Source organism: uncultured Algoriphagus sp. (assembly GCF_963974365.1).
GTDB lineage: Bacteria > Bacteroidota > Bacteroidia > Cytophagales > Cyclobacteriaceae > Algoriphagus.
The window spans coordinates 429,855-452,603 of the sequence record NZ_CAXBBX010000001.1; the positions used below are offsets into that span (position 1 = coordinate 429,855).

Genomic DNA, 22,749 nt, shown 5'->3' on the forward strand with positions numbered 1-22,749 from the left:
AACATGAATACTAAAATATTATATTTCTTTGGTGTCCTCTTATTCCTTTCCAGCTGTCAGGATTTGATCGATCCGGCGATTGAGAATATCCAAGGTCGGGAAGACATGCTAGAGAGACCGAGATTAGCGCAGGGCTTATTGATCAATGCCTACCTGAGAATCCCTACCAACGGCTGGACATTCAGCGAGATGGCCACAGATGATGCTGTGAGTAGCAATCCAACCAATGGATTTCTAAACATAGCTACAGGCCAATGGGCATCAAATAATAATCCAGTCAACCAATGGTCAGGTGCGCAGTCTGCAATTCAATACCTGAACGTGATGTTGGAGGATGTGGATAGTGTGAATTTCGCCGTAGATCCTATCGTAAATCAGATGTTTGTAGATCGTCTCAAAGGAGAGTCTTACGGTCTGAGAGCATTATTTATGTACTACTTGCTACAAGCGCATGGTGGGATGGCTGACGGGCAATTGCTCGGAGCTCCAATTCTTACAGCTTCTCAGAATGTAGAATCAGAGTTCAATATTCCTAGAAATACATTTGAAGAATGTATGAATCAGTTGTACGCTGATGCAGACAAGGCATTGGCTTTACTTCCAATGGACTTAGGGAATATTACAGACCCCTACTTAATTCCTAGCAAATATGAAGGAGCAGAGACTGGGCAATACAACAGGGTGTTTGGTGATGACGCCATTCAGTTGGTTTCTGGTAGAATTGTTCGTGCGGTGATGGCTCAGGCTGCATTGCTAGCTGCTAGCCCTGCTTTCAATCCTGGGGGCGATGTAGAGAAGTGGAAAACTGCAGCGTCAAATGCAGCAGAAATTCTCAATACAATCGGAGGTGTCAGCGGTTTGTCTCCAACTGGTGGAACTTGGTTTGCCAATAACGAAGAGCTTAACGCTATCGGTGGAGGTATGAACCCTGCTGAGATTTTGTGGAGAACATCCATCGGTCCGAGCAATAACTTAGAAGCGGATAATTACCCGCCAACACTATACGGAAGAGGACTGATCAATCCTACACAAAACTTCGTGGATGCCTTTCCTATGGCAAATGGCTACCCTATCAGTGCAGCAAATAGCGGATATGATGCTCAAAATCCTTATTCTGCCCGTGACCCTAGATTAAATCAATCTGTGGTATTGAATGGCAGTGCTTCAGGGCCAAGTAATACTACTATTATTACTGCAGCTGATGGAGAAACTAATGATGCGCTAAATCGGGTAGAGACTTCTACACGTACTGGCTATTACCTGAGAAAACTGTTGCGTCAGGATGTAAATCTAAATCCTAATTCGACTAATCAGCAGGTTCATATGAAGCCCCGCATCAGGTACACAGAGATATTCCTAATCTATGCTGAAGCTGCAAATGAAGCTTATGGTCCTACAGGAATGGGTAGTGCTAGCTATTCAGCTTATGATGTAATAAAAGCAATCCGCCAGAGAGCAGGAATTGGAACTGAAAATGGCGATGAATACCTAGAGTCTATCAAGGGTGATCAAGCTGCAATGCGTCAGTTAATTCGTAATGAGCGAAGATTGGAGCTAAGTTTTGAAGGCTTCAGATTTTGGGATTTGCGCAGATGGAATGTCAATCTCAATGAAACTGCCAAAGGAATGACCATAGAGGATGACAGCTATGAGGTCATGAATGTAGAAAACAGGGTATTCAGTGATTACATGATTTATGGTCCAGTGCCATATAGTGAAACGCTGAAGTTTACAGAGCTAAAGCAAAACACAGGATGGTAATATTCACAAGAACACAACCTAACGTGAATCCAATAGACCATAAACTCACTGAAAAATGAAAAATACAGTTTATATACTAGTTGCACTTTCTCTGGTCCTCACTTCATGTAAGAATGATGATTGGGAATTCCCTGACTTCGACTACCAGACAGTTTATTTTGCTTATCAATATCCGGTAAGAACGATCACTTTGGGAGATGACATCTTCGATACATCCATGGATAATGAGGGTAAATTCAAAATCATCGCCACCACTGGAGGCGTCTATTCATCTCCGCAGGATGTGTTGGTAAATGTGGCAGTGGATAATTCACTGGCCGAGGATCTTCTATTTGAAGCCGATGGAGATGAAGTAATGGTACTTCCTTCAGAATATTACCAGCTTTCTGCACAATCCATTATGATCCCGAAAGGTGAAGTGACCGGCGGTGTGGAGATCCAACTTAATAGTGGGTTCTTTAATGATCCTCAAGCTATTAAAAACACCTATGTGTTGCCGTTGAGGATCACTGAAATAGCTAATGCTGACTCAGTCCTATCCGGTGTGGGTTTGGTGGCAAATCCGCAGAGAAATAACCCTGCGGATTGGTCGGTGATCCCAAAAGACTTCGTCTTATATGCATTGAAATATGTGAATCCTTGGCATGGAAACTACTTAAGAAGAGGGCAGGATGTCATCAAAGGAACCAACGGAAACACTGCTTTGGATGAGACGGTGATCAGGCATGCAGAGTTTGTGGTAAAAGATGAGGTGAACTTTTTGGAAACAAGGTCATTGAATCAAGTCGAGTTTCCATTATCCTACCCTGGAGAGGATGGGACTAATATCCCAGCAGACATTGTATTGACTTTTGACGAAAGTGGAAACTGTACAGTTTCAGCATTGGGAGACGGATATACGGCTAGTGGAGCTGGGAAATTTGTATCGAAGGGGGAGGTGAAAAGCTGGGGCGATAAGGACAGAGATGTGATTTACCTACAGTATGAAATCAATCTTCCCGAAATGACAATTTCAGCTACTGACACGCTTGTGGTTCGCGACAGAGCGGTTGGCATGGAGACATTTTCTCCTGTAGTGAAAAACAACAATTAACTAGACCCAAGAAAACATGAAGCAATTATATATTAAATGTTTTGGTATTCTGGCTGTTGCTATCGGAACTTCCTCATGTGCTGACTATATCGCAAATGATGAGTTTCAGGTAGAAAAGCCGATGAATATTGCCGAACAAGAGGTACTCAATGGCTACGGGGTACTTAGGAGTTACATAGACACCGTAGCCTATCCTGATTTTAAGCTAGGTGGTGCTGTTACCATGTCCCAATACGATGACAGAGGAGTAATGTATCGTCTGATCAATAGTAATTTCGATGAAATCACTGCTGGATATGGCATGAAGCACGGAGCTATAGTTCAGGCAAATGGAAATCTGAATTTTGATGGGGTTAACGCAACTTTGGAAGCTGCATCAGCTGCAGGAACATCTGTCTTTGGTCATACACTGGCATGGCATGCAAATCAAAATGCTACTTACCTAAATAGCCTGCTTGAACCTCTAGTAGTGAATTCACCTGCATTTGCCAATGAATTGGATCTTTCCTCACCGATGGAAGGAACTATGGATGGCTGGTCAAAAAATGGGGATGTTATGATCGCTGGAGACAAAGGAATGGGAGAAGGAACTTCTGCTTTTGTTTTAAAATCAGGCTCAGGAACTGATCCTGAGAGCGTGCAACTTACTACTCCAGCTATTCCGGTAATTCAGGGAAAAGAATATGAAGTAGTCGTCTATATCAAATCCGATCAACCTGGTCAAGGAGGAATTACTTTTGAAGGTCTTTCTGAGAACATGCCAGCAATAGATTGGATGGGCACTGGTGTTGATAGCACTGCATTTGAGACAAGTATTTCATGGCAAGAGATCCGATTCCAAATCAGTGATTTTGAAGGAGATTCTTTCAAAATGAATTTTAACATGGGCTACATGCCTGGCGTTTCTTATTCCATCGACATCAGCAATCTTTATGTATATGATCCTGATGGAGAACCTGCTATTAATAACCTAATTGCCGATGGTGATTTCGAAAATGGAAATGGCTGGGGAGGCTGGGGAAATGGCTCTTCTCGTGGTGTTACAGCGGATGGAATGGGCTTCGGCGGTTCTGGCAAAGCTTTTTACGTCACTAACCCTTCTACCACAGGTGGTTTTTGGGAAGTACAGACTTCTTATGAATTAGCTGAACCACTTAAAAATGGAGAAGAGTACAAGCTTACTTTCTGGGTGAAAGGAGACGCTGAAGGAATTATAAGACCAGAACTTCAAAGTCCAAACTACTCATCCAATGGCTTTGGCCAGGTAGGTGTCACTAAAGAATGGAAGCAAGTTTCACTGACTACAGTCGCTAGCGCAGATGATCGTATTCGATTTGTGATCAGTTATGGGGAATTCGCAGGAACAGTCTATCTGGATAATGTAGTCTTGAGCAGTGCTTCACTTTCAGGAGGGAGCACTACACTGGTGAAGAAGACCGAGGAAGAGAAGTTATCAATCATTTCGGGAGAGTTTGAAAGATGGATCGCTGGAATGGTTACTAATTCTAAAGAGCATATCAAGGCCTGGGATGTAGTAAATGAACCTATGGACGATGCGAATCCTTCAGAATTGAAAACCGGAGTTGGCCGGCCAAGTATCGCTGCTGACGAATTCTTCTGGCAAGATTACTTAGGTAAAGACTACGCTGTAAAAGCTTTTGAACTTACTGAGCAATACGGGAATCCGGACGACATTCTTTTCATCAATGACTATAATCTCGAATATAGCCTGGAGAAAACCCAGGGTCTGATCGATTATGTAGCATATATAGAAAGCAAAGGAGTAACGGTGGATGGAATCGGTACTCAGATGCACATTGCTATAGATTCAGACAAGGATAAAATTGTCTCTATGTTCAAAATGCTAGCTGCTACGGGCAAACTTGTCAAGGTTTCAGAGCTGGATGTACGTGTAAATTCTACCAATCCTACTCCTGAAATGATGCAGCTGCAGCGTGAGATGTATAAGTTCGTAGCAGAGATGTATATGGAGCATGTGCCTGCTACACAGCGCTACGGTATCACCATTTGGGGTGTGACTGATAGTGCTGAGAATTCCAATTGGCTTCCAGGAGAAAAGCAGGGACTTTGGGATCTTAATCTGAATCGTAAACCTGCTTATGCTGGGTTCGCTGAAGGATTAGAAGGAATGTAAAAAACTATCCACTAACCTAAGTCATAGTTCTTTTCTGGAAGCATGGCTTAGGTTAGTTTTTTTTGACCCAATAAACAGGTTTATTATAGGATGTTTTTCAATCACCATAACCTGTTTTTTATAACGAAACTAATAGAAATCCAGCGCTTTGGGATGTGTTCAATTATCTGAAAATCTTGCGAAAACCAATCGAAACCTATGAAAAATAACTTGGAGAATCTCGAAAGATTAGGTACTTTATTACAAAGCGGTGTGATCACTGAGGAAGAGTTCAATAGCCAGAAAAGTAAACTTTTAAGAACTTCCTCCATGAGCCTATCCAACAATCTTTTTGGCCTAAATGAAAACACCTATTGCTTTCTGATTCATAGTTCAGTGCTGTTGGGATTTGTACATGTATTACTTGGATTGATAGTGCCTATCATACTTTGGACGTTGAATAGGGAAAATAACCCAAGCATAGATCAGCATGGAAGAAATGTGCTAAACTGGATTTTGAGTTTTGCCATCTATCTTCTGCTCAGCCTCATCATTGTTTTCCCGATGAACAACTTCATGCAATTTCCCTTGAGTCAATCATTTAATTTGAATGTGCTACCATCCTTGTTTACCGGGTTTTTCCCTATTACAATTCTGATGATCCTGAATATTATTTTCATACTCATAGGTGCGTTGAAAGCCAGCACTGGTCAGCTATGGAAATATCCACTCAGCATCCGGTTTTTCAAAAAAACTAGCTCGATCGAAGCCATGCCTAAGAACTAAGATCGAAAAGGTTTTCGTAATCTTTGACCGACGTTAATACGCAATAGACTTATAGAATGTAGCATTTGTAACCCAGCATATCAACCAGTAATTTATTCGTATTTTCAATAACCATAAACCTAAAAAACCATGAAGCAGTATTCACTTATTTTTGTATTCCTTTGGACATTCAGCAGCACATTCTGCTTTTCTCAGACCGAAAGTTCTTCAATCAAAGAAGATTTTAAACCTTCAATTACAAATCAGCCGGGCAAGGAATTTCCCCAAGTCAATTCTCAAGGCTATGCCAGATTTCGTATAGAAGCCCCGCAAGCAGACAGCGTGAGAGTAAGTCTTGGTCTTGGAGGCAGAGGAGGTACCAAACTCACCAAAAACGAAGATGGAGTTTGGACTGGTACCACGGAAGGCCCGATGGATGAAGGCTTTCATTACTATCACCTGACAGTAGATGGTGGCACATTCAACGATCCAGGTTCCAAAAATTATTATGGTTCTACCCGTTGGGAAAGTGGCATAGAGATTCCAGCTCACGATCAGGATTTCTATGCGTTGAAGAACGTACCTCATGGTCATGTGCAGCAGGTTCTTTTTCCTTCTCCAAGTACAGGTACCTCCCGGAGAGCTTTCGTCTATACTCCTCCTGGATATGGAAAAGATGCTTCCAAGCGATATCCTGTTCTTTATCTTCAACATGGTTGGGGAGAAGATGAGACAGCTTGGAGCAATCAGGGCCATGCAAATTTGATCATGGACAACTTGATCGCTGAAGGGAAAGTTGAGCCCTTTATTATCGTGATGACTTATGGAATGACTAATGAAGTGAAATTTGGAGGTTTACGGGATTTTAAGGTAGATGCTTTCCAGACAGTTTTGGTAGATGAGCTGGTGCCTTATGTAGATGAAAATTTCAGGACTTTGGCAGATCAAAAACACCGGGCGATGGGCGGACTTTCCATGGGAGGAATGGAAACACATTCCATTACACTCAATAAACCTGAAGTGTTCTCTCGCTATGCACTTTTAAGTGGAGGAATCTATACTCCGGAGGAGCTGAAGGATTCTACCAAGCCAGATCTGATTTTCATCAGTGCAGGAAGCAAGGAGAATCCTGATCGGGTGACAAAAGCGGTGTCAGCATTGAAAGAGGCAGGGTTTAATGCGGTTTCTTACGTTTCAGAAGGGACAGCACATGAGTTTCAGACTTGGAGAAGAAGCTTGTATGAACTTGCCCCGATTTTGTTTTCAAACAAATAGGGTGGAAACGACTTCGTTAATTCATTTTTCCCCAATTACAGAAAAAGATATTGCGTATTAACCTACAATTAACCTATTAATTACCTATTCTATGATATTCAAAAAAGCCTTAACCTTTGCTTCATTGACTCTGCTGTTTTCAGCCCAAAGTCCGGATAGTGAGCGTCTCAAAGATATTTTTGCAGATAGTTACCACATTGGAGTTGCCGTCAATGCTTGGCAAGTAAACAGCTCTGATGAGAAAGTAAGCTCTCTGATTGCAAACCAGTTCAACAGTCTTAGTCCGGAAAACGGTCTTAAATGGGAGCGGGTGCATCCTGAACTTGATCGCTATGATTTCAAATTTGGAGACGAGTATGTCGCTCTGGGTGAAAAAATAGGAGCTTTTACGATAGGCCATTGCCTAGTTTGGCACCAGCAAGTTCCGCGTTGGGTCTTTCAGGATGAAAACAATGAGCCTCTGGATAAAGATGCCTTAATAGCAAGAATGGAGGACCACATCGAGACCGTTGCTGGACGGTACAAAGGAAAAATCCATGGATGGGATGTGGTCAATGAAGCATTCAACGAAGATGGCTCGTTTCGCGAATCCACCTGGTATAAAGTCACCGGAACTGAGTTTATGAAAGCTGCTTTTCGCAAAGCTCATGAAGTAGATCCTGAGGCAGAATTGTATTACAATGACTACAATGTCTGGAATGCAGCTAAGCGTAAAGGTATTCTTGATTTTGCAAAGGAAATGGTGTCTGAAGGAATCAAAGTGGATGCAATAGGTATGCAAGGGCATTATCAGCTTGATACGCCTACACTGGAGCAGATCGAGCAGGGAATTATTGATATCCACGAAGCTGGATTTAAAGTAATGGTGACCGAGCTTGATGTAGATGTGTTGCCTAGACCGCGTCGTGCTGTCGGAGCTGATTTGAATATGAACTTTGCCAATTCAGATGAATATAATCCTTATAAAGATGGCATTACGCCTGAAGGAGAAGAAAAGCTAGCTCAGCGATATGCTGATATTTTTAAGATATATGAAAAGCATAAAGACAAAATTACCCGAGTGACATTTTGGGGTTTGGGTGATGGTACGAGTTGGTTGAATAACTTTCCCGTGAGAGGCAGAACAAACTATCCTTTGCTATTCGACAGAGATCTGCAACCAAAGACAGAGGTAATCGATAAAATTGCCAGCGTGGTGAAATAACCAAAAGTCAAACAGTAGAAAAAGGGCAAATTCAACTAGATGAATTTGCCCTTTTTTTAATTACATTTTATTCTTTAAAAAGGGGTGGCAGAACTTTCTGCCACCTTTTTTAATCTTGTAACCCAATCTATTTTACTGTTTTTGATGTTTATAAAATTATTAGTTATCCAAGCAACTGTTGTGTAAGTAAAGCGTTGGCTGAATAGATAACAGATCGAACTCTTTACTTTAAACCCAAAATATAACTTACCATATCCTTTGCGTCTTCTTCACTCAATGTGGTATGCGGTGGCATGACTGTTTCACCCCATATACCAGATCCACCTTTTATAACTTTCTCAGCAAGCATGGCGATGTTTTCTTCATTATTAGCATACTCTGCAGCTATGTCAAGGAAAGCAGGTCCAACTATTTGTTTGTCCATATAATGGCAAGACAAGCAGTCTGAGTTAGCCACTTTGTCTTCACCTGACATTTTTTTTGAAGCACTTCCATTTACTACTTCTTCCTCAGGCTCAGTTTCCTTTTGAGGAGCTGATTCCACTGGAGGTGTAGGTTCAGGAGTTTTGGCGACGGCCACAGTTTCCTCTTTGGCTGATTTCTCAGCGGTACTTTCTCCTCCTCCGCATGCGAAAAAAAGAACAGCTATAAGGACCGTAGCTGACTTTGATAGAATTGTAATTTTCATTCGTTTATACTAGTTGTATTCAAGGTCTAAATTTGAATAAATGCTTTTCCTATTACGGATTAGATTTTGGTTTAGTTAAATCAGAGTTAAATCAGGAGGTTGGGTATTTAACCCAACTTCCTTCTTCGAATTGAACTTAGCTGTTCAGCGTGAATTCAGGCAAGTGCTTTATTTTGCCACCCTCCATTGCTGATTCGTGAGCTAAAATACCTACACAGGTAATGTTTGCAGATTCCTTGGCATTTGGATAAGGAGCTCGTTCTTCACTTAGTGCATTCAAGAATTCATTTACCAAGTGTGGATGAGATCCACCATGGCCTGAACCTTGAATGAATGACAAGTGCTGGTTGTCATCACCGTCATATACTCCGGCAGTGGTGAAAGGGGCAATTTCCTCAGGAAGTAAATGTCCATAATCAGGAATTTTCACTTTCTCTGGGCTTTCGCCTGTATGAATCACTGAGTCTTCATGCTCAATCAAAGTCCACTCAAATGATTTCTTAGAACCATATACGTCAAAGCTCTCACGGTATTGTCTTGCTGTATTGAACAGTGACCTAGTCACCTCTGCCGCCAAATCTGAATCCTTGAATTTGATATGACAAGTTTCAATAGCGAAAGGTGATCCGTATTTTGGAATCAACTCCTCATCAATTCGTCCTGAACCTAGGCACGAGACATATTCAGCCTGAGCCTTTGGCAATGCCAATACAGGTCCCACGCAATGGGTAGCATAATGCATAGGAGGTAGGCCTTCCCAATAGCCAGGCCAGCCCGCCATTTCTTGTTGGTGGGATGCACGTAGGAACTGGATTTTACCTAGCTCGCCTTTCTCGTACATTTCCTTTACGAAAAGAAATTCACGGCTATAGATCACAGTCTCCATCATCATATAGGTCAATCCAGTTCGCTGAACTTCCTCTACGATTTTCTTACAATCTTCTACAGAGGTTGCCATGGGAACGGTGCATGCGACATGCTTTCCAGCTCTTAAAGCTTTCAGCGATTGCTCAGCATGATTTTGAATTGGCGTATTGATATGAACAGCATCTATGTTTGGATCTTTCAGCATCTCGTCGTAATCCGTATAGACATTATCAATTCCGAATGCTTTACCGATTTCGGTTGCCTTTTCTTTACTTCTCTGGCAGATAGCATACATATTTGCCAGTGTATGTTTCTGATAAATTGGAATGAATTCAGCGCCAAAACCAAGTCCGACGATCGCGATATTAAAGGGTCTTTTACTCATTGTTTTTTTAATAGGTTACAGATAAGGTAACAAGTGGTTTAAGGTTAATAGGTAATAGGTTTGAGAGTAATGGGTTCTAATTTTATAACTAACTAGATGAAATAGGTTTTAGGTATTCTGATATTTTACTAGTGATCTGAATGTGTAATTCAGAATTTTCAATCAGGTATCACTTTGCCGCCCAGCTTTTAAGAAACTGTAGTCCTTCTTTGGCAAAGCCATCCTGAGAAGGTACCAAAGGCTTCCATATACAAACAGCGCCAGCTAGCTCTTTCACATCGGGAGTGAAGCTTTCGATCGAGACGACACCTGTGTAATTAATCGCCTCCAATCCCCGCTTATAGGCATCCCATGGCGTAATACCTGTGCCAGGGGTGCCTCGGTAATTCTCTGAAACCTGGAAGTGAATCAATTTATCCCCAGCCAGTTTGATGGCTGCTTCGGGGTTTGGTTCCTCGATGTTCATATGAAACCCATCCAAAATCACCTTTGCTTCAGGTTCATTGATGTCCGTGATCAGGCGCATCAGTTCTTCGCAGGTATTGATCAAATCAGTTTCGAAGCGATTGAGGGTTTCCAATGCGATATCCAATCCGAATTTTCTTGCGCTTTCACACACAATTCGAAGATTGGTCACGGCGCGATCCCATTCGATTTTCTTCTGCTCAGGAGATACCAATCTTGCTTTTCCCACAGCTGAATACATGGGGCCGGCTACGAATTTTGAGCCAAGTCCAGCAGCGATTTCGAAGCAATCATTCAGATAATCAAAACTGGTTTGGTGAAAGCTGGGATCTTCATTGGTGAAGTCCCGGCTAGTCCCAAACGCTCCGCAGATGACAGCTTCTAAGCCGTTGTCTGCAAGAGCCTGTTTTACTTCTTTGATATCAATCAAGGCAGGATCCTCCACAGGAATCTCCACTACATCGTATCCGAATGCCTTGATTTTTGGGAAAAGACTAAGTGTTTCTTTCGAAAAAGGAGAAGTCCATAACCAGGTGCTAACTCCGAATTTTACTTCTAATGCCATCCTTAAATTACTTTCATTATGCCGTTCATTTGCTTCCAATGATTTGGAAGCGTGCAAACGAATGGATAATCACCTTTTTGAGAAGGCACTGTCATGAGGATGGATTCTGTAGAATTAGGGAATACTAGCAGCGTAGAAGCTAGGACCTCGGGAATGCTAGGAACGAAGCTTTTATCCATTCCAGTCAGATCCTGAGCCATTTGGTCCGCAGTCTGACCGATTTTTTCCAAAGATCCAATTGTACCTATTACCAAATTGTGCTGTACAAAGTCAGGGTTATTGAAGTCTAATACCAGCTTGGTTCCTGCGTTTACTATGATCGTAGATATGTCAAATTTCATTTCGTGAGGGACAGCAGTTAAAGTAAACTGCCCATCCTTCACTACCTTGATTGAGGCCACTCCTTTATTGGCGTCTCCCGAAGCTGGCTTTTTCAAATCCAAGTTTGAATCATTACCGATCCTTCCTGAGAATCTCCAGTTTCCTTCGTAATCGCCTGGATTATTGTTAGAGTCAAACTGACCTACCCGCACATTCTCTGGTGACAAAGGAGCAGTAAATAATCCTTTTGCTTTTCCTTTATCTACTTCATTGCCGTCAATTTTCAGACTCATGCTTCCATCTTCTTTCAAAGAAGCGGTGACCACAAATTTTTCAGATGGCAAATTCTTACGAGACTTAATGATTTTCATATCACCATCTTGTACGATAGCAAAATTCATTGCGTCCTTATAGACATATAAACTATACCCGTTCGTGCTGTTTCCTTGAGATACTAAAATACCGTCTAATGCCTCTCTGCCTGGCGAAACTTCCATTTCTATGGTCATTTCCTTTCCAGTAAGATCAGGTGGGAAGAGGAGTGCATTTCGTTGACTAAGTGTGTATACTTCTGAAACCAAACTTTTGGAGATTCTGTCTGCAACTCCCATTAAGGAATCTGGTTGGGAAGCAGGTGCTGCTTCTCTGTTTTCAAACGCAGATGGGTGAGTCAATGCGGCTGCGAAAATCGCTTGTGGCAAGTACTCATCTTTTGCATTATCCTGATTTTCAGAAATGGCCAACAATTTTTTGGAAACATCAGCAGAAGCTGGCAATTCAGACACAACCAATATAGCCTGCTTTCTGGTTTGAAGATTGGCATCATCCATCAAATTAGCCGCTAGGATAGCATCCAGCGCTGCTTGATTTCTAGGGATAACTCTTACTGCGTTCTTTCTCACACCAGCAGAAGGATGACTCAAAGCCTTCTCAACTACCTCTTGAGCTTTTGCATTATTGCCTTCCAATTCTCCCAAACCTTTCAAAGTCCAAAGTGCATTGACAGCCGGACCATTAAGCCCTGCCTCATCCACTTCAGTAGAATTGATTATTTCATACAAACCATCCACAACTTCTTTATTCTGAGTTTCCACGATCAATCGCTGAGCAGTAAGTCTCCAGAACATGTTGTCGCTTTTCATAGCATCAAGCAATTCGCTCGCACTAGCATCTTTCAGATCGAAGGTTTTAGAAGATTCGTTTCCTTTGTAAGTAAGACGATAGATTCTACCATGCTGTCTATCGCGCAATGGGTTGATGTATGCATTACCTTCACCATTGTCAAAACCACGAGGAGTAGGGTTGTGTTGGATAATGAAGTTGTACCAATCAGCTACCCAAAGTGATCCATCAGGACCAACTTCTGCATGTACTGGGCTAAACCATTCGTCCGAACTAGCCAAAATATTAAATGCATTTTTCTCTCTATATCCAGATCCTTCTTCAATCAATCGAGCATTGTGAAGCACTCGTCCAGTTGGCTCCGCTACGAAAGCCATTTTGTTCCAATACTCTTGAGGGAAATTTCTAGCTGTATACAAGTTGTGTCCAGCAGCAGCTGTATAGCTTCCAAACCAATCCACCTGTCTCAGAAACGGTGTGAGGTGTGGCATGTCGTAGTGCGAGTCAATTCCTGTAGCAGTATTTGGAGTTCCTTTATAAACAGTTCTTTTAGCATATTTCGTATCCATTGCTAGATATACGGAGTGCTGACCGTTTGCTGTAGAAATAAACGTTTCGAAGTCTTCTGAGAAGCCTAGTCCCCATGTATTGTTACTGGTACGGCCTAGGAATTCCAAATTCTCCCAATTCGGATCAAATCTATAGGCTCCTTGGCTGAAATTGAAAGACTTGCCGCTTACAGTACCATTGAAGCCTGAGTAACCTAAAACTCCCCAGATTTTATTGTCGAAACCGTATTTCAAATTTGATGGACCGGCATGCGTATCGTACTTACCCCATCCTGTCATTACCACTTCTTTCACATCGGCTACATCATCACCGTCTGTATCTTTTAAGAACACAAAATCAGGTGCCATGGAAATCAACATCCCTCCATTGACAGCCATGATAGAAGTAGGGATATTTAGGCCTTCGGCAAAAACAGTTACTTTATCTGCTTTGCCGTCACCATCTGTATCTTCTAGAATCTTGATTTTATCGTCACCGCCTTCTTTGCGAATTTCGTTAGGGTAATCGGTTGTTTCTATTACAAATAATCTTCCTCTTTCATCCCAGGCAAAAGCGATAGGGTTGATAATCATAGGCTCTGAAGCAAAAAGTTCTAGTTCGAAACCTACAGGAACCTGAACCAATTTCATTGATTCTTCCGGAGATAGAGGCAACTGATAACGCGGTGCTGGATCTCTTTTTTCGTAGTTTGGTATATCTGCTTCTTCGAATTGTGGGGTAGGAATATTGTATTCTGTCAAAAGTTTGTTGACATCATCGCCTACAGCCCATAGGATACCATTTGCTACGAGGTTTTGGAAATCTTTTTTCTCCCAAGTCTTCTCATTGTGGCCGTAAGCGGTGTAGAAAACTCTGCCTTTTCCTTCTTCAAGAGTCCAGGTGTATGGCTCGCTACCTGTGTCGTCCTTGCGCTCCATTAATACATGCATGTCAGGATTGAGTTGACTGTGAACGTAAGTTTCATCCCAAGTTTCGAACTCACTGATTCCATTCATAATAGGAGAATCCTTATCCACAATAGTGGCTGTGAAGTCGCCTGTACCATGTGATTTGAACTGACCGCCTACTGTTTCTATGTACCAAGGAGAGTTTTGAAAGCAAAATGAAGCCGAGTGAATCGGAATCAGTGCTTTCCCGCCTTGAATATATGATTTCAAGGCTTCCTCTTGTTCTGGGCTGATCTTGTCATGGTTTGCATAGATCATCAAGCCATCGTAGTTGTTCAGCTTGGTTGAATTTAGATCATTTGGATCAGTGGTGTAGGTTAGATTGATTCCTTTTTGAAATAAAGGAGTCTCTAGGTACATCATCAGCTTTTCAGAGTTGTGATGCTCACTTTCATGTCCTAAAACCAGAATTTCCACTCGTCTGGGTTCGGTAGATGAAAGGAAGTTTTTGTTGCCATTTCCTCCGCATCCCGTGAGAAAAGCAATCATTAAAATCACCAAACCAAAATAAGGTGAATTAGGTACTTTTGGGGTTTTGAAAATCATATCAGTTTTATAAGTATTTATAGCCTACTAAATTCATGTATTAATTTGAGTGGTTCTCCCTGTTTAAGCCTAAAAAATGACTGAATTATGATTAATTATTACTTCTAACTCAAGAATTACTAGAAAAAACAGATATTAGTAGCCGCTAGTTTACCTATATAGGCTTTTGCAAAATGAGGTAAGATTTTTAACGTCAGCGAATTAGATGAGCGCATTCTTGATGTTTAGCTAGATTTGTACTGATTCACTCTCTAAATTGACTTTTTAATGACTTGAAATCTTGCCAAACTTGTTGATTTTCGCGGTTATTTAGAGATGCTTTGATTGATTTGCCCTGATAGTCATCAGGAGTGACTTCTGGTAGTTTGGCAGGTGTTATTTTAATTTAAAAAGGGAGATTTCCCTAAAAAACCTGCTTTAATTATACTTTAGGCTTTGCTGGGAGGCGTTAGTTGATTGATCCAACTTCAAAAAAAATCGCAATTGATTTAAAAGTAAATCCAAAATCAGTAGTGGATAATATCTTCATACTGAGTTTATTCATTCGCAGATTTTGTGGGATTTTGATGCTCTTTTCTAAATCGCTCTGTGAAAAGTGGTTGTTATTCTGGAGGAGACTTGCTGCTACATATGAAATTTGCCAAAGTGGTTTCTTTCTACCTACTTAAGAAAAGGAGAGCATTAGGAAAAAGATCGGAGAAAGCTTATGGCACATTCTCCGATCTTTTCTTTTAACTCTTATTTTTTTATCCCTGGGTACAGTGTGCTTTCAGGAAGCTCGATGGACAAATCCAGTAAGTATTTAATTACCGAAGCCACATCCACTAATCCCATTTCCTGTATTTCTACATTTTCACGAATTCCAGCTCCCCAGGCAATAAAGCCCGTTTCGATTTCGTCGAATTCAGGAAAATAGCCATGTGTACCACCTTTAGCAGGTTTTAAAATAGCTCCATTGCTGGATCCAGAAATTGATATTCCCTGGATAGGAGCAAGGGCCAATACTGCATTGGGATCTGCGCCGATTTTATCCAACTCTTCTCTATCCACTACTCTGAATAGTTTTTTGATAGAATCAGGTAGTTCAGCGAGAATTTCTTTTACTTTTTCTGCTGACTCCTGATCATTTTTGTCTTTCAGATGAAGGAATGCCGAAGCACCACTGGAATGAAAAGTAGCCTTCCAGTTTCCTCTATCCGGTTTATCTTCCATTAGCCCAGCTTTGACCAGCCAAACGTTAGGACTCAATGCGCTGTGAATATTCACAAAACCATGATCTCCTGTGATTATAAAGGTTGTTTTATCCAATATTCCAGCTCGTTCTGCCGCTTCTATGATTTTACCGATTGCTCGATCTGTGGCAGCTACAGCTTTACTAACCATAGGTCCGTTTCTTCCTTCACTGTGCTGAAAATGATCTGTTGCTATTAAATGAAGGGTGATCAGGTTTGGCTTGTAGGTTTCCAGTACATACCCTGCCATGTCTCCGATTCTGTCTTCCCGGTTTAAATAGTCCCCGTTAAACGTTTTTTCATTTAGTTTTCCTAGAACATTTAGCTCCATCTCTGCCATTAGACCCTTTGGAGTCTCCATAGCTCTCATAGGTTCTATTCTGCCTCCATTTTCCAGACTCCAAAATTCAGGAATGTTATAATCGATAGGTGCGTTGACAGAAACTGGCCAAAGAAAACTAGCGCTAGTCATACCATCCTTGCGGACTGCGTGCCATAGGGTAGGTACTTGAATTAATTCATTCTCCCAGTACCATCTTCCCGTCTGGCCAGTTGGTTCAAAGGGTGCATTGTAATACACGCCATGTTTAGCAGGAGGAAACCCTGTGATGACAGTGGTATGGGAAGGGTAGGTAACGGAAGGGAAAACGCCAGTCACACCCAATGAACGGGCTCCTTCTTTTGCCATAGTTTGAAGATTAGGTGCAGGCCATTTTTCCTCCAAATAAAAGTTTGGGCGGAAACCATCTATAGAAATCAAAACTACGTGGTCTGAAGGTCTTGGGGATTGTGCCGAAGCGAAGTACTGTATTCCTGCAGTGAACAACAGGATTAGAGTTATCTTCATCTTGGATAAGCTGGTGATTTTTATCATTTTGTTTTTGATATAAGCAGTCCGCTGCCTATAATTTTTGACAGCGGACTTTTAGATGATTTAGAAAAATATTTTACCGGAAATCTGCATCTGATATGGAGTTCCTCCGGGAGTAGTAACCCCTACATTTGGATTTACTTCATATACATAAGCTTTCTCAACTGGATCAAAATTCCTGATGGTAAGCAGGTTTTGGTTCCCTAAAGTCTTGGAGGTTCCCCAATCTTTATTTAGCAAATTGGCTACGTTGAAAATATCAAGCCCCAGTTCGATTCCTGATTTTTTCTCTCCAGAAAAATAGATTTTCTTGGCAGCACGGATATCCCAGTTGCCAAAATATCCATTCTCACCACCATTTCTGACGGCGACTTTTCCTAGGCTTTGGCGGATGTAGTCTTTGGCTAGATTTTCCGAATTTGCTAGGACAGTATTCATCCCATTGATAATACTTTCTGAGAGGCCAGGAGTCGATGGATCAAAAACGAAAGCAAGATCATTGGAATTGACAAAGTCACCATTCACGTTTCCGTTTACACGTAGCGAATATCGAGTTCCGCCTATACCTGAATATCGAACACCAACGACAAAGCCTTTCCAAGTAGGTAGAGTGCCATAAAGTACTACCTTGGTTCTATACTGTCCATTGGAATAGCTCATCCTAGAAAGATCTCTGGGATCGTCCACTACCATCTGGCTGAGTGTTGCACTGTTTGCAACATTTCCATTGTAGGAAGTATTGTCTTTGCTGTCATTCCAAGTGTAACTGGCAGTGATTTGGCCGTCTTTGAAATAGCGGTATGTACCATCAATAACAAAGGTATAGGTATTGTTTCTCCCTTCGCTATTCAGTTCCAAAACCCGACCGATTTGCTCAGTTTTTCTGCCTTTAGTCCAGTCTGCATTTCCATTGGAAGTACTTATTGTTTCTGCAGGTACATATACTCCGCGACCTGCTTCGTCATCTAAGGTGAAATAAGGCTGATCTACCATATTTCTATCTACATACATGTAGTTATTTCTGGCGATAGAAGCGATAAAGTTAACTCCCAGTCTTAATCTATTGTTGAAAACGCGATTATACATCACATTACCTTTGTAAACAGTAGGTACCTTAAGATCCTCGCTGTTCATATTGATGGTGGTGACAGGTGTAATGCCCGGTTGATTGAGTAGATCCACGCCTGGAGCAGTTGTAGGGTCGTTTCTATAGGATACAAAATCCGGTGTTGGAACATTTTCTCCTGTGATATCCACTGCGAAGATCTTTGTACCGTCAAACTGTAAGTTGTTTACATCTGAGTAGTTGTTTAAAGCAGAGCCAAAAATACCTCCTCCAATTCTCAGAACATCCTGTTGCTTTTCATTGATGTCCCATGTGAACTGTATTCTTGGCTGGATCTGAAAGCCACCAGTTTTGACATTGGTTCTCAATCCTAATTCATCATAGACCGTTTGATTGAACGTAGGGCTGTTTTTATATCCAGTGTAATCCCCTCTCAATCCCAATGTTAGGTTCATTCCTCTGCCTAGTTCTGTTTCGGATTGAGCGTAGATACCTCCTCCGAAAATGCTCTGCTCTACAGTTGGGTCTTCTGTTGCTACTTCACGAGCATAGCGGTATGGTTTCTTGTTTTCAAAATTGTCCAATCCTGTAAAATAGAATCTTCCGTTAAATTCACTGGTAGCAAGAGAGGTGAGGTCGTTAAGGAGTAAATCCATACCAAAGGTGAAATTGGTTTTTCCTTTGTTGTAGTACAGGTTATTGACCAATTGATATACATTGGATTCAAATCGCTCCGGAAGATAGCGCTGGCCACCCAGTTGAATAGTTGTATTCACATTGCTTCCGTCTACCGTAGACTCCACACGTTGCACAATTGCCCTAGGGATGTTGCTACTGGGTAGTTGCTCATTTGGCCTTCCGTCATCTAATGTGTAGAGGTATTGAAGCTTAAGCTCATTGGTCAATCGGTTGTTTATTTCTGTTCTTAATGATGCCATCAAGCTGTTTGCTGTAGAAAGATGATCTCCATATACTTCATACAGGTTAATTGAACTATTGTCAGAAACACCTTGACTGTTTAGGTCACGGGAAAAGTTGTTTCGAATAGTAAGCAAATTGGACTTGTTAATTTGGTAATCAATCCTTGCAAAGGCAGTATGCGAGTATCTTTTTTTATCAAAACTTCCTGTCTGGGGAGTTGATGCTACACCATATTCCCCGCGTGCGATCTGTAGGTAACGATCCAAAGATTCCTGGGATAGATTATATCTGTTTTCATCAGCTGGTGTTCTAATATCCGCGATGTAAAGAGGCCTTGCATCGTGCTGACCATCATAGGCTAGAAAGAAATGAAGTTTATCCTTGATTATCGGGCCTCCAAGCGTAAACCCATACTGTTGGATTGCAAATTCATCTTCTCGCTTATTTCCACGCGTGTCGTATTTACTGGATAACCAATCTGCTCTGTTATAAAGGAAAGCTGATCCGTGTACAGTGTTTGTACCTGTTTTAGTCACCGCACTGATAATTCCTCCCCCACTTCTTCCGTTAGTTACATCGTAATCGTTGGTTGACACTTCAAATTCCCGAATAGCCTCCATTGAAATAGAGAAAGGTCCTCGATTGGTGGCGCCACTGGACAACGGACTTTTATTTGTCATCCCATCGATGGTATAATTTGTAGAGGAGTAAAGTTGACCTAATAGATTACTTCCATTGGAAACAGGCGAGAGATCAACCAGGGAGTTGAAATTCCTGCCATTTACAGGCAAAGTTGCCATATCCTTTGCAGTGACAGCAGTAGAACTTCCGAAGCGGTCTATGCTATTGCTCAGCGAATTGGCAACTACACTGACTTCATTAAGTGCTTGTGCTTCTTCACTCAGTTCGATGTCAAGCTTGATGTGATCGCCTTGACTGACATCGTAGCCAGTGAAGACTTTTGTGCCGTAGCCCATATAGGTACAGGTAACCGAATAGTCAGTTGCCAGCGGAAGTTGGTTTACTGTGAAGTTACCTGTGAGATTTGTGATAGCTGAAGCTGTAAACCCTGTCAATTCATTTTTGATAAGCAAGGCAGCGCCGATGAGGGGCTCTCCATTTTTATCAGTTACCTTACCTGAAATAGAGGCATTGGTAGCTTGTGAAAAGGCTTGAACTTCAAGCCCCAGAAACAGGAAAAGGAGAAGGATTCCTGTTCGGAATTGGGTAGAATTTCTTGAACTCATAGTGTTTGGATAATGGTTTAATTTTATCCAAAACTAGATTTGGGCAGCCTCCTTAAATGTTAAAAATTAACAAAGGGTAAAGCTTTAACAATAATATAAAACAGGAAATATTGGGCTAATATTAAATCCCTAGATACCGTTAGTGGGAGTTTACTTTGGTTTGGGTCTTGAGGTATTGGCTACTGTTTGTCTGGTCACTCCGATTAAATCACCAAGGTCTTTTTGAGTGAGTAGCTCTATAATGGCAAATTCTGCCCCATGAGCGTCCGATACTTTGTGGTCGAAGAACGAACTGAGAAATGCCAGCTTTCCCTGTGCTTTTTTCTCATGAAGTTTTTTGAGTTTCTTCTCAGCACTGCACCAACGTTTGACTAGGTAGGAGATAAACCATTCGGATACTTCAGGACTCTGAACTACCATTTGTTTAAAAAAATCCCGGCTGTAAACCCTTAATTTTGTATCAATTAGAGCCTTTGAGAACTCAAAAAACTGATTATTTAGGTATTTTAGATCGCCAAAAAAGTCATCTTTAATAAGAACATCAAAGGTGAACTCCTCTCCATCTTCGGTATAACTGCCAAGTTTCACCGCTCCTTCGATTATCTCATACATGTAGAGGTGGTCAGAAGAAGGGTTGTATATGTATTCATTCTTTTTCACAATAATCTCCCTGACGTTGCCAAAGGATCGATTGGGATTTAACGAGGTGATGTGTTCGAAGAAATTAAAGCTACGATAAGACTCATTGTTAGGACGTACAGGTATAGCCATGCGATTCTTGAATTATTGACTTTCAAAGATACCTCTACACTGTTAGTACAACATTAATCCTGAATTAAGTTTGTGAGCTTAAACTGGTTCTTTACATGGCCTTGATCAATTATTATTTCAAAATTCTAATTGTATAAGTCCTCATTTATAAGCTGATAAATTTCCTAAATCAACGGGGTTTTTTGATTTAGGAACTCCTATTTTTAGTGACTAGTTGACTGATAGTTTCCAGTGTATTGGTTTTAGATCCATTCTTCAAAATCGATAAAAATAGATGATTATATCAGTGCGTTTTACTTAGAAGGATTTTTTTGATGTCCGTAACTTTTTAAACCAATCTTAAAAATATGACCAGTGAATTTATTGATTGTTACTTGCTGTAGTTTGTATAAAAATAGTCGCCCAATAAGACACATTTTCTTTGCTATCTATGGATATAAACTAAACGCTAAAAAACAGAAAAAACAGAAAATCTTGTAAATCTACTGATATATAAGCTTTTGATTTTCCTTGAAACTGGTTTCATCGGGCTGGTAGTCCCGATGCTTATCGGGAGAATTTACGACTTTAAGTTTGATTTTAGAATTGAATATAAAAAAGCTCTTAGAACTAAATCTAGGAGCTTTTAAGTCCGGGTGGCAGGATTCGAAGCATGGCTTGTAATCTTATGAAATACATTGTCTTATGTATTATTTTATTCTCTAGGTCACCGAATAGGGCAAAATTATTTTTAAGTAATGTAACTAGTTAATAATTATAAAGTTAGTGAAATATTTATTTTCTTTCAATAGTATACTAGAAATTAGTTTACATAAGAGTATTAGTTGTTTTATTGATTGATTTTGAAATTTATATTTCAAATATCTTTAAGTTTTGTTTTATGATACCCTGTTGTTTCATTTGATGACGCAGTTGTAGAAAATTGAGAGATTCTAATTTTACTCGTAAAATATTTTATTTCATAAGTGTTTGAGTGGCTTTATATATCTACTAGGCGATTTATGCATTGAGCTTTTTGTCTTTGTTCCGACTGTCATTTTTAGGTGCCCTATCTTTTTTTAACAATTATGGATGCTGTCGAGGTTTAACTATGTCAAAAAATATTACTACAAAAATCAACAATTAATCCATAAGAGAGGCAAGATCTTTATTGGTATCACTCCATAGCGTTTCAAATATATTACTGCGCCTTGGGGTTTTTCCATCACTGCTTTTTCAGTTGGACTTGCTGCCAAATTCTCCTTGGTATGGTTTTTTTTCTTCACCCTATTTCCTAAATACAAGAATTGCTGCAATGATCACTATTTTTTTTCCTTTCATAGACACCCAGGAAGAAAAAACCACAAAATAGAGTTGTTAATAAGAATAGTCCGCTACCGCTCATTTTTATCCATTTGCGAACGCGATGTTTCCATATAATGCTCTTCAAATAGTTAGAAACACTGTTTCAGAAGTGGCACGACTATTATTCCTACATTTAGATAATATGTAATTATCGATGAAGGCAGGTCTTCCACGAGTTGTTACCAGCGGAATGAAAATGTAGATGTAAGGTTCCTTCTATCCAAAAAACAATATTAAATAGATGAAAGACTATCAACTGGGGGAGTTTGAAGAGATCGTAATCTTGACGGTGGGGATCTTAAATAATGCTGCCTATAGTGTGGCAATTAAGGATGAGATTGAGTCCCGATTAAAAAGGACTGTCAGTATGGGAGCATTGCATACCGCATTGAATAGGATGGAGGATAAGGGGTATCTGAAATCATTTTCCGGTGAAGCGACAGAAGAACGTGCAGGGCGACCAAGGCGATATTTTGAAATGACTGCTCTTGGTAAGAAAGCCATACAATATGCCAAAGATACTCGGGATGAACTGTGGGCAGCCATTCCAAAGACCATTTGGCAGTCAAATCTTTCAGGAATTTAAGCG

Annotated in this window: 14 protein-coding genes; 7 read left to right on the forward strand and 7 right to left on the reverse strand. The window is 40.8% G+C overall.

The window, feature by feature from the left end:
• The first annotated feature begins 3 nt into the window (after positions 1 to 3).
• The 6 genes from AACZ87_RS01745 (at position 4) to AACZ87_RS01770 (ending at position 8,232) form a co-directional block, all read left to right on the forward strand.
• Positions 4 to 1,761: a RagB/SusD family nutrient uptake outer membrane protein gene (locus AACZ87_RS01745; RefSeq protein WP_339864246.1), complete on the forward strand. Its 1,758-nt coding sequence runs from the start codon at positions 4 to 6 to the stop codon at positions 1,759 to 1,761.
• A gap of 55 nt (positions 1,762 to 1,816) precedes the next feature.
• Positions 1,817 to 2,854 carry a DUF5627 domain-containing protein gene (locus AACZ87_RS01750; protein ID WP_339864248.1) on the forward strand — a complete coding sequence of 346 codons (1,038 nt, stop codon included), beginning with the start codon at positions 1,817 to 1,819 and terminating at the stop codon, positions 2,852 to 2,854.
• 16 nt (positions 2,855 to 2,870) lie between these two features.
• Positions 2,871 to 5,009, forward strand: a complete 2,139-nt coding sequence (locus tag AACZ87_RS01755) for an endo-1,4-beta-xylanase (protein ID WP_339864250.1) — start codon at positions 2,871 to 2,873, stop codon at positions 5,007 to 5,009.
• A gap of 198 nt (positions 5,010 to 5,207) precedes the next feature.
• Positions 5,208 to 5,774: a DUF4870 domain-containing protein gene (locus tag AACZ87_RS01760; protein WP_339864252.1), complete on the forward strand. Its 567-nt coding sequence runs from the start codon at positions 5,208 to 5,210 to the stop codon at positions 5,772 to 5,774.
• A gap of 129 nt (positions 5,775 to 5,903) precedes the next feature.
• A complete protein-coding gene (locus AACZ87_RS01765; RefSeq protein ID WP_339864254.1) occupies positions 5,904 to 7,028 on the forward strand; it encodes an alpha/beta hydrolase-fold protein in 1,125 nt (374 codons plus the stop codon).
• A gap of 91 nt (positions 7,029 to 7,119) precedes the next feature.
• Complete coding sequence (locus AACZ87_RS01770) at positions 7,120 to 8,232, forward strand: endo-1,4-beta-xylanase (RefSeq protein ID WP_339864256.1); 1,113 nt, start codon at positions 7,120 to 7,122, stop codon at positions 8,230 to 8,232.
• Positions 8,233 to 8,455: 223 nt separating this feature from the next.
• Here the strand turns inward: AACZ87_RS01770 and AACZ87_RS01775 are convergent, their stop codons facing one another.
• The 7 genes from AACZ87_RS01775 to AACZ87_RS01805 form a co-directional block, all read right to left on the reverse strand.
• Positions 8,456 to 8,920 (reverse strand): c-type cytochrome, encoded by a 465-nt coding sequence (locus AACZ87_RS01775; RefSeq protein WP_339864257.1) that lies wholly within the window; start codon positions 8,918 to 8,920, stop codon positions 8,456 to 8,458.
• A gap of 136 nt (positions 8,921 to 9,056) precedes the next feature.
• Positions 9,057 to 10,172, reverse strand: coding sequence for a Gfo/Idh/MocA family oxidoreductase (locus AACZ87_RS01780; protein WP_339864259.1), 1,116 nt, complete (start codon positions 10,170 to 10,172; stop codon positions 9,057 to 9,059).
• A 169-nt stretch (positions 10,173 to 10,341) separates the two neighbouring features.
• Positions 10,342 to 11,202 (reverse strand): sugar phosphate isomerase/epimerase family protein, encoded by an 861-nt coding sequence (locus AACZ87_RS01785; RefSeq protein ID WP_339864261.1) that lies wholly within the window; start codon positions 11,200 to 11,202, stop codon positions 10,342 to 10,344.
• Between the two features lie 2 nt (positions 11,203 to 11,204).
• A complete protein-coding gene (locus AACZ87_RS01790) occupies positions 11,205 to 14,708 on the reverse strand; it encodes a PVC-type heme-binding CxxCH protein (protein WP_339864263.1) in 3,504 nt (1,167 codons plus the stop codon).
• A gap of 738 nt (positions 14,709 to 15,446) precedes the next feature.
• A complete protein-coding gene (locus tag AACZ87_RS01795; protein ID WP_339864265.1) occupies positions 15,447 to 16,787 on the reverse strand; it encodes an ectonucleotide pyrophosphatase/phosphodiesterase in 1,341 nt (446 codons plus the stop codon).
• Between the two features lie 87 nt (positions 16,788 to 16,874).
• Positions 16,875 to 20,045 carry a carboxypeptidase regulatory-like domain-containing protein gene (locus AACZ87_RS01800; RefSeq protein WP_339864267.1) on the reverse strand — a complete coding sequence of 1,057 codons (3,171 nt, stop codon included), beginning with the start codon at positions 20,043 to 20,045 and terminating at the stop codon, positions 16,875 to 16,877.
• A gap of 150 nt (positions 20,046 to 20,195) precedes the next feature.
• Entirely contained in the window at positions 20,196 to 20,816 is a 621-nt protein-coding gene (locus AACZ87_RS01805) for a Crp/Fnr family transcriptional regulator (RefSeq protein ID WP_339864269.1), read from the reverse strand.
• Between the two features lie 1,585 nt (positions 20,817 to 22,401).
• Between AACZ87_RS01805 and AACZ87_RS01810 the strand changes: the two genes are divergently transcribed.
• Complete coding sequence (locus AACZ87_RS01810) at positions 22,402 to 22,746, forward strand: helix-turn-helix transcriptional regulator (protein ID WP_339864270.1); 345 nt, start codon at positions 22,402 to 22,404, stop codon at positions 22,744 to 22,746.
• Positions 22,747 to 22,749: the final 3 nt, after the last annotated feature.